This window comes from Nocardia alba NBRC 108234, from assembly GCF_001612665.1.
Lineage (GTDB): Bacteria > Actinomycetota > Actinomycetes > Mycobacteriales > Mycobacteriaceae > Nocardia > Nocardia alba.
Genome location: NZ_BDAX01000006.1, coordinates 72,889 through 87,091, shown reverse-complemented (window position 1 = coordinate 87,091; position 14,203 = coordinate 72,889). Strand labels below are relative to the sequence as shown.

Genomic DNA, 14,203 nt, shown 5'->3' with positions numbered 1-14,203 from the left:
TTTCGAAAGTGAGTGACGATCCGATCGAACTGAGCGATCCGGATGTGACGATCGACGCGACGACCGGCAGGTTGTCGTACCGGGGCGAGCCCTACAGCGGCGCGGTGACCCAGACCCGCGCCGACGGCACCTGGCGCGAGTTCTGGAGCTATGACGACGGCGACCGCGACGGCGACTGGACGGGCTGGTACCCCGACGGCACCATGCGCTACAACGGCGAGTTCTACCGCAACCGGCCCGTGGGTACCTGGCAGGAGTGGTATCCCGACGGCGCCCGCCGCCTCGAGGACGTCTACGACATCGAGGGCACGCTGCTCACCCACTCGGTGTGGAACCCGGCGGGTGAGGTGCTCGAATTCGAGGACGAGCGCACCCGCAAGGGCATCGCGGCCGACGCCGTGCCGGCCGATGATCCCGCGTTCCGCTGGGACGACGATCAGGGCCGGATGTACTACGCCGCCGAGCCGTTCACCGGCAGGCAGTTCCGCCGCCCGGCCCCGAGCAGCCCCATCACCGAGCTGTCCGGCTACGCCGACGGCTACCCCGACGGACCGATCCGCGGCTGGTACCTAGACGGGACCCCGCGCTACACCGGCGAATACGCCGATCGGCACGAGGTGGGTACCTGGCGCACCTGGTTCCCCGGCGGGAATCGCAAGGAAGAGACCGTTTTCGCCCCCGACGGCGCGCTGCTCACCCGAACCGAATGGGACGAGGCCGGTACCGTGACCGCGCGGCACGGCGAGAATCAGGATTAGGCAACAGGAGTGCGCAGTGGCTGACGAGCTGGCCGGGGATCCCGATCTCGGATTCACCCTCACCACGGTGGTGGCCGCCGACGACGAGATCACGCAGCGCTCCGCCGCGTTGAGCCATCGCATCGCGAAAACGCTGGCGGCGCTGGGTCCGCCGGGCTGGACCGAGGTCGAGGCGTCCTTCGCGATGACGGCGGCGGCCGAGGTATCGATGGTCGTGTTCCACGATGAGCAGGACCGGTTCGCCCGGGTGTTCCCGAGCCCGGAACTGCTGGATCTGTTGCGCGAGCACCGGCATGTTTCCGCGTCGATGGGCGACGGACCGTGGTGGCGCTACCTGCTCACGCTGAGCAACGCAGGCCGGATGACCGTCGAATTCGACTACGGCGACGACCCGTTCCCGGACGACCAACTGTTCCCACCGACGGTGTACCGCACCGACATCGAGATCTATCCGCGTGATCGGCTGCCGATCTGGCTGGCCGCCTACGTCGGTCACGGCAACCGGCAGATCCGCGGTCCACTGGCCGCCGCCGAGCAGGCGCGCGCCGATACCGCGGCGGGTCGCATCGCGATCGGATCGGCGCCGAACGTGGAATTCCCGCCGCTCGATCTGCTGGCTCGTCGGTGGGCGCTGATCGCCGCCGCGTTCGTCGCGATCGGGTCCAAGTGGGGACCACGCGTGACACCGGCCTTCCATGTCTTCGAGGGTTCCAAGCACAGTGGCTCCACCCTGTGCCTGCTCCCCGGCGATCGGGCGGTGCTCTCCGGCGGGGTATGGGACGCACCGGAACTCGACGCCGTCTACAACAAAGGCCTCCCGATGCCGGACTTCTACCTCGGCGCCCCGGACTGGGTCGCCGAGCCGGTGATCAACCGCCGCGCCGAGAACGGTCTGCTGACCTTCTGCTACTGGTGGGAGGGTGGGCGCTGGTACCGGGGCGCGTCGGCCGGTGCCGACGCGTTGACTCCCGCCGTCCCGGGAATGTGGGACGCCAGGACCGTCGTCGACGTGCTGACCGGCTTGCTCGGCGCGAAAGCCGGTCAGGCGCAGCGGGAAGCGATCCCCGGTCTGGTCGAGGCCGCCGAGCGCGCGGCCGTGGCCAGGCAGGCGTTCACCCGCGTCTTTCCCGACGATGTCTACAACGTCGATTCCGCCTGGTTCCAGCTGAATCTCGCCGGTGTGACCGGTACCCACACGGTCGGTCTCGCGACCTGACCCCCGGAATTGTGGTGTTGCGTGGGTGTGGCAGGTGTGGTGTGCTCGGCTGAGGCGACGGGCTCGACGCTCGCGAGTGGGAGGGAATCGGGAATGGCCAATGAGCACGCCAAAGCCCAGATGGCGGACATCCTCGAGACAGTCCAGATCCAGATGCGCGCGATCGCGCAGGTCCAGCGGGACCGCGCCGAGATCATCGCCAGCGCTACCGTGCGCAAACGGGTGACGGTGACGGTCAACGCCGATTACAAGGTCATCGAGACGAAGTTCACCCCCGATATCGACGACCTCACCTACACCGAGATCGCCAAGGCCGTGACCGAGGCCGCGCAGCAGGCCTCGGTCGAGGTGGCCCGCAAGACACAGGCGCTGATGGCGCCGATCCAGCGTGAACGCGCCCGCCTGCCGAAGATCACCGAGTTGGTCGACGACATGGACGGTTTCGCCATTCCGCAGCCGGTGGAAGCCTCGCTGGAGCCACCCAACTCGCCTGAGCGGGAACGGCTCTCGACCGGCGACGAGGACGGATCGCGTGATCCGTCGCGGCCGGCTACCGACGCGGGCTGGTGATCGCGATGGCCGGAGATGGTCGGACCATCGCCACCGCTGAGATCGCTGCCGTACATGCGTAATTCACGTGACAGACCGTAGAATCGTTAGCAAGCCGTGCGAATCGGCGGTGTCGTGGTAGCGGTGCCAGGCGGGGCGCGGGGCGACACCGGTACGGACAGGGAGGGTCGACTTCATGACGGGACCATCGGCGCAGGATCAGTGGGCGGGGCTGCGTTCGGCGGCCTCGGACGGATCGCTGATGCTCGAGCCGTCGGCGTTGCCGAACCTGGTCGAAGCCGCCAACAACGCGCGCTACTGGGTCAACTCGGTGAAAAACCAAGTTGACCTGGTCTCGAACCTGCCCGAGTTCTCCTCGCTGGAGTCGGGCAGGCAACTGTCGAAGCAGTTCGAGGACAAGGCCGGTCAGCTGAAGACCGTACTCGGCAAGCACGAGACGGTACTCGACAATGTCGCCGACACCTTCCTCGACGCGGCCCGGCATTACAAGGGCGCCGAGGACGGCAGCAAGGTGGATCTGGACGCGCTGCGCACCAAGATCGAGCAGGGCCGCAGCGCCGGCATGCCGAAGACGGCCCTGCCGCCCACGGTCGTCCAATATCCGGCGGTGGCGACCGCGGTGAACCTGCCGAAGATCCTGGCCGACGGCAAAACCTTCGATCCGGCGGGAATGAAGGCGGAGAGCCCCGGCGGCTACAACTACAGCCAACTCCAGACGATCATGAATTCGCTGTCGACGGTTCCCGGGAACCTGATCCACCACGCGTTGTATTGGGGTGATCTGGCGGGCTGGCTCAAAACAGGTTTCGACGACCTGAACGCCAAAGTCGAAGCGAGCAAGAAGAGTTGGACCAGTCCGGGCGGCGCCACGCGCGCCATGTCGGCGATGTCGGCCTATCACGAGGCCAACGGGCTGCTGGTCGATCAGACGAAACAGGTCGGCGCCGCACTCGATTACACCGTCGGCTGGATCAATGCCACCTCCAAAGGCCTGGCGACCGCGCTCATGTTGCCCCGGTGCTACGCCGATCCCAACGGCACACAGGCACAGGCCGACAAGGAGGCTTGCGCCAAGAACGGTCGTCAGGTGATGTGGAATACCTACGTCCCCGGGCTCAACAGCACCACGAGTCACCTTCCCACTCTGCCCGAGCCGACCGCGCCGACCTCCGGGAACGGAACCGGCAACGGCAATGGCAACGGCAACGGGAACGGCTCCGGAAGCGGCAGCGGATCGGGTTCGGGCAGCGGATCGGGTTCGGCAGGCACCTCCGCCGCGTTCAAGAGCGCCTTGGCGGAGCTGGCGCAACTGCAGTCCGGTAGCCAGTCGGGCAAGGGCAGCACCGGCACCACGGGCACCGGTTCGACCGGTTCGACGGGGTCCACCGGCTCGACCGGGTCGACGGGTTCGTCGGCGACCGACCAGTTGACCTCGGCCCTGCAATCCGGTCTCGAACAGGCCAGCTCGGCCGCGCAGTCGGCCGTGGATCAGGCGAGCGCGGCCGCGGAACAGAGTGCCCTGGCGGGCCTTCCGAGCTCCACCGCGCTCGGTTCGCTGCAGGAGCAGGCCAAGAAGGCACTCAGCGCGGCGAGCAAGGGCGGCGGTGGCGGCGGTGGCTCGGGTGCGGGCGGCGGTGGCGCCGGTGCGGGCGCGGGTGCCGCCGCGCTGTCACCCAGTCTGGACAGCGCCTCGAAGCTGTTCCCTCGGGCATCGGCCACGGGTGTGGAGGGCTTCCGCACGGGCGTCGCGGCGTCGGCGGCCGGTTCGCCGATGGGCGGTATGCCGATGTCGCCGATGGGTGGCGCCGGCGGTGGTCAGGGTCAGCAGAAGGAACACAAGCGGGCCGACTACCTCGATTCGACGACCCACCTGGACGAAGCGCTCGGCGACGCGCCGATCGTCGCGAGGCCGGTGGTGGAACAGTGACGCCCACCTGGGAATTCACCGGCGACGAGTTCGATGCGCTGTGGGCGGGCATCGACGAGGAGTACATGCCGGACCCGTTCATCCACAGCAGTGAGGCGAATACCGCCGATGCCGCGAAGTTCGCGCTGAAGCAGAACTGGACGACCATCAGGCAACGGTGGGGGCACGAGCTCGACGACATCATCGAGGTGCTCACCCATCCCGATATCCGGCTGATCGTGCGTGGGTACGGCGGCGGTGAGCGACTCACCGATCCCGCGTTCTCGGTGCGCATGCTCGCGGCGCGCAAGGGCGATGTGGGGTACCTGGTGCGCCAGCGTCCGGGTCGAACCCTGTACCACTCCGAGGGATTCGTCATCACCCGCCACGACGCGCTGTCGCTGGGCGACGTGGTCGCGGGCCATCTGCCCCCGGCCGAAGCGGGCCGCGGCCAGGAGATCCGCCTCGACGAACCGGCCGACGACCAGTTCGATCACTCCTACGGCCGCTCGCTGGTTCAGCACTACGACGACGATGCCGCGGTGCGCACGGTGACCTTTCAGCAGGCGCCGCTCGATCGGGACGGCTTCATCGACATCGAGCAGGGCTGGTCGCGATTCGGTCCGCGCGGCATCGTGCGCCTGCGGCTCGGCTGGCGCGACCTGACCGATGACGGTCGCTATGTGCTGGTGCCCGGTACGCCGCGGGTGGCTGTCGGTGCCGATCGGCGGCGGGTGGTGTCGCTGATCAACGCGCAGATCGCGGAAGTTGTCAGAGCCATCAGGGATGATCGGGCGTAGGGATGTCGGGGCAGCCGAAAGGGGGAGTCGTGGACGAGTTTCCGACCGAGTTCAGCGCGTCGTCGGTGACCGGCGCCATCGTGGTGCGTACCACCGAGCAGGGACTGCCGGTGGGGATCACGGTGGATCGCGAACAGGTCCGCCGCGACCCCGCCGAGCTGGCCGCCGAGATCCTGCGGTTGTGCCGGAAGTCGGCCAAGCGGGCGGGTCTGGCGCGGCGTAATCAGTTGGCGGAGGCCGGGTTCGACCCGGCGCTGCTGGCGGCGACAGGACTGCCGACCGAGGCCGAGGTCGCGGCGGCGGAGATCGTCGAGGAGCAGGAATACGACACCGAGCCGGACAGCTGGCTGCGGTCGGTCTAGCGAGCGGAGAGGGCAGGGCGATGGTCGAAACCATGGACGAGCTGATCGCGAAGGTGCAGGGTCAGCTCTATCGGTTGCAGGACCTGGCCGAGTCGACCAATGACATTCGGGTGCAAGAGATCTCGCCCGACGGTGCGGTGACAGTGACGGTCGACGGAACGGGCGCGCTGGTCGGGCTCGAGTTCAGCGCGGCGATCGCCAAGTTGGCGCCGGCCGATTTCGAACGCGAGCTGGTAGAGACCGCGCGGGCCGCCGCGCACCGTGCCCTCGGCGAGCGGGCCGAACTGGTCATGGCTTACAACCGGGCGGGTACGTGAGATTCAGCTGATCTTCACCGCCTATTTGTGTGGTGTCGGGTTCGGACGGGTAGATAAAGTAACGAAACACCATGGGCTGTTTCGAGATTGGACGATAGCCATGAACCATGTTGCGGTAGTTCCGGATGCAGTTCGTGCGTACGCGGGCGCTTCGGCCACGATGGCGGCGGGGGTCGCCCAGGCGGGCGCGGTCGACCAGGCCGCCACGATGACAGCCGCGGTGCCCGTCTTCGGCCTGATCGGCCAGGAATTCCTGATGTCGTTCGCCTACGCGCAGGCCAACCACCTCAGCTCGGTGGCCCAGCTGGCCGCGGTGCACGCGGGTACGGCGTTGACCGCCACCCAGGCCGCCGCCACCTATGAGGGCGCCGACGGCGCGTCCACGCTCGGTATCTCGGCGGTCGATCAGTAGCGATGACGTATCCAGGGGGAGATCCGGCCGGCGTGGCGGCGTCGGTCGATCCGACGGTGCTCGAGGTGCTGCGCGGTAGTTCGTTCGCGCCGATGCTGGATCAGCCGGTGAGTCAGGTGCTCGGCTCGATGGGGTTGCCCCAGTTGCCGCAGCTGCCCGAGTTCATCCAGCTGCCGGAAATGCCCGCGCTGCCCACCCTCGATCTGACGGCGTTGATGCAGCCGCTCACCGAACTGGCTTCCGCGTTCGGTACCGGGGCGCTCGGTGGCACCGGCACGACCTCTGGCACCGGCACGTCGAGCAATCCCGCTGAGGCACTGACGAATATCACCTCGGTGCTTGAGACGGTGATGTCGCTCGGCTCCACCGCGCTGCAGACGGTGATGCAGCTGTGGCAGAGCGCCGCGGCGACGGAGGCGACCACCAAGGCGACCACGGCACAGGCCGACGGCGCCAAACTCGCCACGCAGAGCACCCAGGAGAAGGCCGTGCTCGCCCAGGCGGCGGGCAACGTCGCCGTCGGTGGCGCCAAGCTGACCGCGGTGATCGCCCGCTACTCGGCCACCCTGGCGCTCGCACCGCTCTACATGCTCACGCCGGGTGGTCAGGCCGTACTGATCGCGGCGACCACGGAGGCGATGGCCGAGGGCCTGGCGATCACCGCCGAGACCAAGGCCGAGATGCTGGCGCGCAGCGGCGAGATGACGCAGGCGGGGGAGAAGGTCCAGGTCACCGACGCGCCGTCCGGCGTAGACGCGGGCAGCGACTCGCTGAGTCAGCTGATGAGCCTGATCTCGCCGTTGATCAGCACCGCGAGCACCGCGGTCTCCTCACTCGGTTCGCTCGCCGAACAGGTGAGTTCACTGTCGACCAGTGCCACCGGCGACTCGACGACCACCGGCGCCGATATCTCCGTGACCGGGGAGGAATCCGCCGAGGAACTGGCAGCGGCGAGCGGTGGCGGCGGAGGCGGCGCGATCGGTGGTGTCGGTGCGATCGGCGGCGTCGGCTCGGCGGCGTCGCCGCTGAGTCCGTGGCAGGGCGGTCGCGCGAGCGGTCTGTCCACCGTCGGCGCCACCGGTGGGGTCGGCGGCGTGGGCGCTACCACGGCCGGCGGCGCGAGCGTGACCACGGCATCGGCGGGCGGCTCGTCGCCGGGAATGATGCCGATGGGTGGTGCCGGCGCGGGCATGCCGATGGCGCGCGCGGTGGAGGGCGGCGGCAACGAGGCCGTGCACTCGCAGCTGGTCACCGGAAATCACGGCGACGAAGTCGTCGGCCAGATCGCGGGGGTGGCGACCCCGGTCGTCGGCGCCGCCGAACCGGTGGTCGCCGAAGCGCCGCCGGACAAAGAACTCTCACTGTGACGCGGCACGACCATGACAGGAGTGGCAGATGAGTAACACCTTCGAATTCGATTCGGCCGCGGCGAGTAAAGCCGCGGCGGCGCTGGACGGCATCGCCGACCGGCTCACCACCGAACTGACCGCGGTGGCACCGGCGCTGCACGTCGCCCCGGCCGGCATCGAGGAGGTGTCGGTGCGCGCCGCGAACACGGCCAACGGCGTCGCCGACGACTACCTGACCGGCGCCGAGGCGGGCGCGCACGAGATGAACAAGCTCGCCGCCACCCTGCGCGCGCAGGTGAGCGACTTCGACCAGATGGAAACCGACAACACCAGCGGTTTCAACGGATAATGATCGAACCACCGCAGCCCGGGTTCACCGGAGTGGTGTGGGAGGCGCGCGAGCCGGACAAGCTCGCCACCGACCTCACCACCGGTGCCGGACCGATGCCGATGGCCGACGCGGCCGCCGCCTGGACGCGGCTCGCCGCGGCCTTCGGCGCGGCCGTGCTCGACTACGAGCAGGTGCTGCAGACCTTGCGTGGCTCCTGGAAGTCCGGGAGCAGCGAGCTCGTGTGGGAACGGATCTCGACGCTGCGCGAGTGGTTGCTCGAGACCGCGGCGGCCGCGACCGCCAACGCGGCCAGGATGCAGGCCCAGGTCCTCGCCTACGAGGTGGCGGCCATCGCCATGCCCGACACGGCCGACATCGCCGCGATCACGGCGATGCAGCAGGCGCTGGAACAGGTCGGTGCCGCCCTCGGCGCGCCGATCAAGGCGATCGCGGCGCAGACCGACGCCGACGCCGACATGGCCAAAGCCGTCGCCTCCCGGGTGATGCGCAGCTACGAGGCGGCCACCGAACCGCTGGCGACGCCCTGGCTGCACGCGCCGCCGCCGCCGATCGCCCCGGAGGCCGCGCTGACCGGTGAGAAGTCGGGCCAGAACGCGCCGCCGACACCGAATGCCGCGGTGACATCCGGGGTCGGCGCGATCGGACTCGGCATGCTGCCGTCGATGCCCGCACCCGTGCAAACGGCTTACCGCGCGGCGACTTTCGTCCAATCAGCGACCGCGACGAGCGTGACGACTCAGTCCGCGCCGGTCACGACCACGCCCGCCGGGCAGTCCGCGCCGCTCGTCCCCGGGGCGATGGCGCAAGGTGGAGGCCAGGACTCCGCCCGCTTCCCGCGCGCGGGACTTGCCTACGAGGAGTCCGACCAGCTGGTCGCCGAAGGCGAGATCCAGGCCGCGCCCGCGGTGCTCGGCGTCGCCGAACGCGCCGCCACGCAGACCGGCGGCACCGCCACCGCGGAGGGCCGGCCATGACCACCCTCACCAACGACGCGCTGCTCGCCGTCGCCGACCGGCTCGGAGTACAGACCCTGCCGCTGGTGCTCGCCGTCGGCCCGCGGCAGGACACCTTCGACGCGTGGCGCGCGGCCCGCGACGCCGCGGTCGCCGAACTCACCGCCACCGGCATCTTCGACACCTACGGCGATGTCGAACCCGATCTGGCGGGCGCGCTGCACACCCTGTCCCAACCCGACGCCGAACTCGTCGCCCGTGGCTACGGCGACGACGGCCGGCGAATCTGTGTGGCCCGCCGCGGTTCCGGTCACGCCAGCGCGGTCCGCACCGGCGAGACCTTCGAGATCGCCACCGACACCATCGACGGATCCGACCGCGAACTCACCCGCCTGCTCCTCGCCGCGCTGCCGACCAGCGCGCCCGCCGAGGTAGCGCCGGTGAGCGTCGCGGCCGACGACCTCGCCGCGCGTCTCGACGCGGCCGAGACAACTTCTGAGTACGTGGACGCGATGTACGCGCTCGGTATCGACGCGCATCAGGCGACCGTGCTCGGCGCGGCCTTCGGCACCTGCCATGGCTACACCGAGATCGTCGCCGTAGTCCACCACGACGGGCTGACCACCCGAGCCCCTGGCGCGGTCGCGGTGTACGACACCGCGCGCGGCCGGATCGTCGTGGCGCCGATGACGGCGCCCGACGGGCAGGTGTGGTCGACCATCACGCCGGGCACCGATCACCGCCTCACGCAGGCGATCGGTGCGCTCCTCGAGGGGCTTCCCGGTGGGGGGTGGCGGCCAGATTAAGCCATCTCTCGTTTCAACCATCAAGTAGGAAAGGTTCGGCACATGCCCCCTCAGGGACCAGTAGGTGTAGAAGCCGGCGGCGTAGACGGCGTCGTCTCCAAGCTCGAAAGCAGCATCGGCAACCTCCGCACGTCGGTAGGCCAGATCGATGACGCCGCCCAGGCCGTGCTCCGCGGCTGGAAGGGTGACGCCTCCGACGAGTTCGTGAAGGTCGCCCAGGCCTGGCACGACGAGTCCGATGCACTGAACAAGAAGTTCGACCGGCTCACCGAAGCGGTCAGCACCGGTAAGTCCACCCTGGTGAACATGGACGGCCAAGGCCTGTCCGGTGGTGGTTCCACCGGCGGTGGCGGCAGCCTCACCAACCTCTGACCGCGACACGAACAGGACTCAAGCTATGACCATTCTTTATGATCCCGCCGCGATGAACGAGCTGTTCAGCGACCTGCAGACCTACGGCGGGAAGATGAAGGGCGAAATCGACGAACTCGAGGGCGCCGCTTCGGATTTCCGGAACAACCTCCAGGGTGACCAGGCGATCTCGACCTTCGACACCGCGCACAAGAACGTCACCACCGAGCTGACCGACACCCTCGACAAGCTCGACAAGCTCGCCGCTCAGGTCGAAGCCGCGCTCAACCGCGCGCTCGAGGCCGACGGCAAGGTCGGCGACGGCTTCGCTGACTTTTAGGAGCGCTGGCGCGCTCGAGCGCGGCCCCCTGGGGGCCACCCGAAAAACGGGGCGGGACTTGTGCCTTCGGCACTTTGTCCCGCCCCGTTTTTCGGGCGGCCGGGCCGCTACGCCCGCTGCGCGGGCGTGGGCCTCCTCGGGGTCGGCCCGGGCGGGGTGGCGTTGGGTGGGTTCTGGTGCTGTGCGATGGGATTGGTGTTGTGGGCTGGCTGACGTGCGTCCGGGATCCGGTCGCTGAGTTCAACCGCTCGGCGGGGACACCGTGACGAACGGGCGGCCCCGGGCTGTGCCGGTGTGACCGAGCTGGGTGCGGGCGAGGCTTATCCGCCTGGGGTCAGCGGGCTGCCAGTGATTCGCCGATGTAGTGCATTTCGTCGGGGGTTGTCACCATCGACACGGTCGCGCTGCCGGTGCTGGTTCTGACGGTGATCCGGTTGGGGGCGTGGGGGTCCTGGATGAGGGTCACGTCGGGCGGTAGGGCGTCGGGATCGCGTTCGGTGGTGCGGATTTCGATGAAGGTGGCCCCACCCAGATGGGTGGTCGGTGCGATGCCGTCGAACACCAGGACGGTGGTGGTGGGGTAGGGGGCGGCGGGGACCGGCGGCGGGCCGGGCGGGGCCTGGGGGGTCGCGCCCGCGGCGCGTGGCGCGATCGAGAGCAGCTGGGGCGTAGCCAGATTGGCGACCATCGACTGCCAGGCCTGCGGGCGGGCGGTATGGACGATGGCGTGGGCGCCGAGTGCGGTGGCCCGCAGGATCACCTGCTGAGCCAGGTCCAGATTGCCGATCACGTCGACGTGGCGGGTGCCCGCGCCGATCAGTGGGACGGCGATACCCTGGCCGCGTTCGTCGGCGCCGATCAGCTGGCCGCAGCCGGTCGTCGGCACGGCGATGTCGGTGAGCGCGGTGAGGGTGCCGCGGTAGCCGTCGCGACCGCCGAGGTCGTCGGCGGCGCCGATGGGCAAGGTGTCGAGCAGGATTCGGCGCTGACTGCCGGGAAGCTCGCGCAGCCCGGCGATCGGTGCCTTGCTGTAGGGCTCGGCCGAATCGAAGCGGACGACGGCGTTGAGCACGACGGTCCCGGCTTTGTCGTCCGCGCGTCCGATCCGGCCCGCGCCGGGGTGCAGGCGCAGGGTGACGGTGGTCGACAGGGTGGGCAGCGACCAGATCTCGGCCAGTCCGTTGGTGCCGATCATCGGCGCGGTGAGCTGGTAGTGCGTCAGATGCCTGCCGAACTCGGACTCCAAGCCGTGCGCCGACTCGGTCAGCCGCAGCGGGTCGAAGCCGTAGGACAGTTCGCGCAGGGCGCTGTTCATCTCGGTCGCGGTGAGCACCGCGGCGTCGATGCCCTGGGTGGCCAGCCGATTCGCGACCCGGCGGGTGGCGATGATCATGGTGCGCAGCGCCCCGGTCGCGCCGCCGCCGCGCTTGTCGACGGCGGTCGCGTTGGCCACGGGGTCGAGGCGAAGGACGAGCCAGCTGGTCCGGTGCGCGATGGCGGGCAGCGGGCCGAGGATCCGGTTGTACAGGTGTGCGGCCGCGCCGGTGCCCGCCGTACGCGCGCCGGTGGAGATCACATCGATGCTCACCAGCCCCACATCGAATTGTTCGAGGCAGCGTGCCACTTCGGTGAGCGGCAGCAACTGGTCGGCACTGAGCGAGCCGCTGCGCAGCAGGGTGAGGGCGTCCGGTGGCGGGTCGATGCGCAGCATGGTGAGCAACAGATCGCCGTCCCAGCGCACGCCGCAGCCGCCGCCCTCCGGCAGCGGTACATCGAACGCGGGCGCTCGATCGAGGGTGTCGGCGCGCCCGCGCAGGCGACGGGCCGACCAGTCGCCGATGCGGATCGCCGGGGGGCGTCGACGGATCGGTACGAGCCCGATCAACAGCACGGCCGCGGCGGCGCCGATCGCTCCGTAGCCCGAATCGGTCGTCGCCAGTACGATCCAGGCCACGATCGCCGCGAGTATCGCGGTCGGCACACACGCACGCAGCGGATACATCCGGAACAACCAGAATTCCGGGTCGCGCAGGGTGTCGTAGACGTGTGCGCTGCCGGTTTGCCCGGCATTCATACTGTTGTTCAAAGCCGTTGTCCCCGCTTGGCGTACGTCGAATCATGGTGAAGGACAAGTTCCGGATTTACGGTACCGTGTCCGACGAGATGGTGATCAACTCAGCAATGGAGTCCCTGTGCCGGCACAGCTGACAACCAAAGCCCAGGTCAATGGTTATCGCTTTCTGCTGCGCAGGCTTGACCATGCGCTGGTCCGCCGTGATGTGCGCATGTTGCACGACCCGATGAAGTCGCAGAGCCGGTCGCTGATGGTCGGCGCGGTTCTCGGTCTGATCATCGTGGCGGGGGCGGCCATCCTCGGGTTCCTGAAACCGCAGGGCGCGATCGGTGACGCACTGATCGTCACCGGGAAGCAGAGCGGCGCCATGTATGTGGTCGTCGAGGCGAAAGAGGGCGAGAAAACCCTCCACCCGGTGCTCAATCTGGCCTCGGCCCGGCTCATCGCGGGCAACGCGCAGGCGCCGAAATCGGTCAAGGACGACAAGCTCGGCTCGATGCCGCGCGGTCCACTGCTCGGCATACCCGGTGCCCCGGCGGCCATGCCGGGTTCCAAGCAGGGGTCCAGCTCGAATTGGACGCTGTGCGAGACCACCCCGCTCTCGGCCGCGGGGAGCGCCTCCGGTGCGGGCGGCGGCCTCACCACCGCCATCGTCGGCAAGCTGGAGACCGGTGACCGGATCGGCCCCGTCGGCGCCGACGACGCCATGCTGATGCGCCACAGCGACAAGATCTTTCTCGTCTACCAGGGGACCAGGGCCGAGGTCGACCCGAACAACTCGGTGCTCGCCCGCACCCTCGGCCTGACCGGACAGCAGGTCCGTCCGATCGGCAGCGCGGTGCTCGGCGCGACCACCCAGGCCCCGCCGCTCACCGTGCCGGCGATCGAGCGCGCGGGCGAACCAGGGCCCGGCAAGCTGTCGAATGTGCCGATCGGCGGCATCATCTCGGTGACCGGCGTCGAGGCCGCGGGCAAGGAGACGATGTACGTGGTGCTCGCCGACGGCGTGCAGCGGGTCTCGAAGTTCACCGCCGACCTGCTGCGCAACGCTGACTCGCGGGGCATGCGCGAGATCGCCGCGCTGGCGCCGGACGCGCTCGACAAGATGGCGATGCTGCACACCTTGCCGATCGACGCGTTTCCCGAGCACAAGCCGCGGATCCTGTCCGCCGAGGATGCCCCCGTGGCGTGTGTGAACTGGGCCAAGGATCCCGGTGAGGCCACCGCACAGGGCAAGTCGGTGGACGGACCGACCGAACGCGCCGCGGTGACGTTGCTCGCCGGAACGAAACTGCCGCTGGCCGCCGCGGCCAAGCCGGTGACGCTCGCGACCGCCGACGGTTCGGGCAACCGGATGGACGCCGTGTACCTGGCGCCGAGCACCGGCGAATTCGTCCAGGTCACCGGCGCGGAGTCGGGGAGTCTGCGACGTGAATCGCTGTTCTACGTGGCGGACAACGGGATTCGCTACGGTATCCCTGACGCCGCCACCGCCGCGGTACTCGGCCTCGGTGACAAACCCAGGCTCGCGCCGTGGTCGGTCGTCGGCCAGCTCGTCCCCGGCCCGACGCTGTCCGCGAAAGACGCACTGACCAGCTACGATTCGCTACCTTCGGCCAGTAAGTAGCCGAAAAGAT

The 14,203-nt window shown here is 69.1% G+C and carries 16 protein-coding genes; 15 read left to right on the top strand and 1 reads right to left on the bottom strand.

Annotated elements, in window-relative coordinates:
• Positions 1-8 precede the first annotated feature (8 nt).
• From NA12_RS08810 to NA12_RS08745, 14 genes are all read left to right on the top strand, one after another.
• Positions 9-758, top strand: coding sequence for a toxin-antitoxin system YwqK family antitoxin (locus tag NA12_RS08810; protein ID WP_067448221.1), 750 nt, complete (start codon positions 9-11; stop codon positions 756-758).
• A 16-nt stretch (positions 759-774) separates the two neighbouring features.
• Complete coding sequence (locus NA12_RS08805; RefSeq protein ID WP_067448219.1) at positions 775-1,974, top strand: hypothetical protein; 1,200 nt, start codon at positions 775-777, stop codon at positions 1,972-1,974.
• A 93-nt stretch (positions 1,975-2,067) separates the two neighbouring features.
• Entirely contained in the window at positions 2,068-2,544 is a 477-nt protein-coding gene (locus NA12_RS08800; RefSeq protein ID WP_067448217.1) for a YbaB/EbfC family nucleoid-associated protein, read from the top strand.
• A gap of 175 nt (positions 2,545-2,719) precedes the next feature.
• On the top strand, positions 2,720-4,471 hold the full coding sequence (locus NA12_RS34320; RefSeq protein WP_067448215.1) for a hypothetical protein: 1,752 nt from the start codon (positions 2,720-2,722) through the stop codon (positions 4,469-4,471).
• Entirely contained in the window at positions 4,468-5,250 is a 783-nt protein-coding gene (locus NA12_RS08790; RefSeq protein ID WP_067448213.1) for an ESX secretion-associated protein EspG, read from the top strand. The genes NA12_RS34320 and NA12_RS08790 overlap by 4 nt, the downstream gene beginning before the upstream one ends.
• Before the next feature lie 29 nt (positions 5,251-5,279).
• Positions 5,280-5,612 carry a hypothetical protein gene (locus tag NA12_RS08785; RefSeq protein WP_084472542.1) on the top strand — a complete coding sequence of 111 codons (333 nt, stop codon included), beginning with the start codon at positions 5,280-5,282 and terminating at the stop codon, positions 5,610-5,612.
• A gap of 32 nt (positions 5,613-5,644) precedes the next feature.
• A complete protein-coding gene (locus tag NA12_RS08780; protein ID WP_243655047.1) occupies positions 5,645-5,929 on the top strand; it encodes a YbaB/EbfC family nucleoid-associated protein in 285 nt (94 codons plus the stop codon).
• Positions 5,930-6,029: 100 nt separating this feature from the next.
• Positions 6,030-6,341 carry a type VII secretion target gene (locus NA12_RS08775; protein ID WP_067448207.1) on the top strand — a complete coding sequence of 104 codons (312 nt, stop codon included), beginning with the start codon at positions 6,030-6,032 and terminating at the stop codon, positions 6,339-6,341.
• A gap of 2 nt (positions 6,342-6,343) precedes the next feature.
• Positions 6,344-7,708, top strand: coding sequence for a hypothetical protein (locus tag NA12_RS08770; RefSeq protein WP_243655048.1), 1,365 nt, complete (start codon positions 6,344-6,346; stop codon positions 7,706-7,708).
• A gap of 28 nt (positions 7,709-7,736) precedes the next feature.
• Positions 7,737-8,039, top strand: a complete 303-nt coding sequence (locus NA12_RS08765; RefSeq protein ID WP_067448205.1) for a PE family protein — start codon at positions 7,737-7,739, stop codon at positions 8,037-8,039.
• Positions 8,039-9,016 carry a PPE domain-containing protein gene (locus tag NA12_RS08760; RefSeq protein ID WP_067448203.1) on the top strand — a complete coding sequence of 326 codons (978 nt, stop codon included), beginning with the start codon at positions 8,039-8,041 and terminating at the stop codon, positions 9,014-9,016. The genes NA12_RS08765 and NA12_RS08760 overlap by 1 nt, the downstream gene beginning before the upstream one ends.
• On the top strand, positions 9,013-9,801 hold the full coding sequence (locus tag NA12_RS08755) for an ESX secretion-associated protein EspG (RefSeq protein ID WP_067448201.1): 789 nt from the start codon (positions 9,013-9,015) through the stop codon (positions 9,799-9,801). The genes NA12_RS08760 and NA12_RS08755 overlap by 4 nt, the downstream gene beginning before the upstream one ends.
• Positions 9,802-9,843: 42 nt before the next feature.
• The gene (locus NA12_RS08750) at positions 9,844-10,173 is read left to right on the top strand and encodes a WXG100 family type VII secretion target (RefSeq protein ID WP_062984147.1); all 330 of its coding nucleotides are present in this window, start codon (positions 9,844-9,846) and stop codon (positions 10,171-10,173) included.
• Positions 10,174-10,198: 25 nt separating this feature from the next.
• The gene (locus tag NA12_RS08745; RefSeq protein WP_067448199.1) at positions 10,199-10,492 is read left to right on the top strand and encodes a WXG100 family type VII secretion target; all 294 of its coding nucleotides are present in this window, start codon (positions 10,199-10,201) and stop codon (positions 10,490-10,492) included.
• A 334-nt stretch (positions 10,493-10,826) separates the two neighbouring features.
• On the opposite strand, the gene eccE is transcribed toward NA12_RS08745, so the two are convergent.
• Positions 10,827-12,566, bottom strand: a complete 1,740-nt coding sequence (gene eccE / locus NA12_RS08740; protein WP_067448423.1) for a type VII secretion protein EccE — start codon at positions 12,564-12,566, stop codon at positions 10,827-10,829.
• A gap of 118 nt (positions 12,567-12,684) precedes the next feature.
• On the opposite strand from eccE, the gene eccB reads away from it, so the two are divergent.
• Positions 12,685-14,193, top strand: coding sequence for a type VII secretion protein EccB (eccB, locus tag NA12_RS08735; RefSeq protein WP_067448197.1), 1,509 nt, complete (start codon positions 12,685-12,687; stop codon positions 14,191-14,193).
• Positions 14,194-14,203: the final 10 nt, after the last annotated feature.